The sequence below is a fragment of the Pedobacter sp. HMWF019 genome, from assembly GCF_003061025.1.
In the GTDB taxonomy this organism is placed as follows: Bacteria; Bacteroidota; Bacteroidia; order Sphingobacteriales; family Sphingobacteriaceae; genus Pedobacter.
The window spans coordinates 1-1,813 of sequence record NZ_QAIL01000462.1 but is presented as its reverse complement, the minus strand read 5'-3'; the positions used below and the strand labels follow the sequence as shown (position 1 = coordinate 1,813).

Below are 1,813 nucleotides of genomic sequence, written 5' to 3'. Positions count from 1 at the left end.
AGATTGAAATGTATGATTTACGCGTTCATGAAGGTGTGACTGTTACTTTTCCACAAAAAGAAGGCTATGATATCTTTTTCTTTGTTTTCAATGGGTCTGTTGCTGTAAATGAAAAAACTTTTGAAAGTAGTAAAAGTGGACTGCTGATTGAGGAAGCCGAAGCAAAATTAACAGCAGCCGAAGAATCTTTAGTCGTTGCCTTTCTAATTAAACCCGATGCCAAAATTACTAAAAAAGGAACTATAGGCAGATAATATAAATTCTCATGAAAAGTACAAAAACAATCACAGGTTATACCAAGATGCCTCTTTCAGGCAAAAAACCTCAGGGGCTCTTAGTACTGCTTCACGGATATGGCGGCAACGGACATCATTTATTCCGGGCACTTTCTTCTTTAAGAGAACAGTTTCCCGACTTTGCTATTGCTCTGCCAGACGGGCCGGTTGAATTGAATGTCAACGTTCACGCATGGATCAGACTTTCTTTTCCTATTGAGGAAGAACAGCTGTGGAACGGAGCCGTTGAGACAGCACCTCTTCTTGAGGACTATATAACAAAAGAATTGCAGACTTTAGGGTTAAAAGAAAACCAATTGATACTGCTTGGTTTCAGCCAGGGTTCTATTATGTCCCTGCATGTCGGACTGCGTTTGAAGGCTGACCCTATGGCAATTATTGCGCTCTCAGGATTTTTGGTGGGTGCAGAGAAATTAGGATCTATAACGAGCAGGCCTCCCGTTTATTTGATCAATGGAGACATAGACACAGTCGTAATGCCTGATGAAGTTATAAAGACAAAACAAGCATTAGAAACTCATGGTGTTGAGGTACATCATAAGGTAATACAAAGAGTTGGACACGTCATAGACCAGACGGTTCTCGAAACAATTGTTGCTGTTATTAATCAGTTGACAGAGGGTAAAAGTTTAGAAGAAAAAGAGAGCAGGACTCATTAAAAATCTAATAATTCTTTTTTGCTTTACTTAAAAATTCGGGTGTTACTCCGATAAATGCGGCGATCTGCTTTTGAGGAAGTGCTTGAAGAGCATCGGGGTAACGTTCAACAAATTTTTGATAACGTTCAACAGCATTTAAGCTTAGACTTTCAAGTACCCGGTTTTGTAAGTTGATGAATGCTTTTTCTGCAAGTATTCTAAAAAAGGTTTCAAAGGTCTGGCTGAATTTGTACAGGGCTTCTCTTTGCTGCTGATCTATAATTAATACCTCACTGTCTGTAATTGCTTCAATGATAATATTACTTTTAGTTTTGGTGTAAAATGGCCGCAGATCACCTGCCCACCATCCTTTCGGAGAAAAACTTAAAATATGCTCAATTCCGTTGCTGTCAATAACATACGTTCTCAGGGTCCCTTTATTTACAAAAAAAGTTTTAGCTTCAATAGCTCCGTCGAATATCAGAAACTGGCCTTTTTTAAAGATACGCTGATCTACTATATTATTAATGTGCTCAACCTCTTTTTCGTTAAGTGTAACAAGGCGGTTAAATGTTTCTATGAGTAAAAACGTATTAAGAGACTCCATAACTAATCCTTTCGTTAAAATTACAAATTTATAAGTAACCCGGCAATTAAATTTAGACGCTGATATACTTGAATGTACCAGATTACATCTCATTAAAAAAAAGAACACAAAATTGTCTTCATACATTAAATAGGCAATATGTAAATTTGATTTACATCCAGATTGTATTCTCATTTACATGACAGAAACTTATAGAGCGAATCTTCTCTGAAGATTCCTTTGACAATAATTTGATTCTGCTCACAATATTTCAACAGTCTATCTTCCTGTTC

At 37.0% G+C, this 1,813-nt stretch carries 3 protein-coding genes; 2 read left to right on the top strand and 1 reads right to left on the bottom strand.

Annotated elements, in window-relative coordinates:
- Together DBR11_RS29975 and DBR11_RS24345 are read left to right on the top strand one after the other, a co-directional pair.
- On the top strand, window positions 1-254 hold a 254-nt coding region (locus DBR11_RS29975), incomplete at its 5' end, for a pirin-like C-terminal cupin domain-containing protein (RefSeq protein WP_199233944.1).
- A gap of 11 nt (window positions 255-265) precedes the next feature.
- On the top strand, window positions 266-955 hold the full coding sequence (locus DBR11_RS24345) for an alpha/beta hydrolase (protein ID WP_108555186.1): 690 nt from the start codon (window positions 266-268) through the stop codon (window positions 953-955).
- A 4-nt stretch (window positions 956-959) separates the two neighbouring features.
- On the opposite strand, the gene DBR11_RS24340 is transcribed toward DBR11_RS24345, so the two are convergent.
- Complete coding sequence (locus DBR11_RS24340) at window positions 960-1,541, bottom strand: Crp/Fnr family transcriptional regulator (protein WP_158275371.1); 582 nt, start codon at window positions 1,539-1,541, stop codon at window positions 960-962.
- Window positions 1,542-1,813 lie beyond the last annotated feature (272 nt).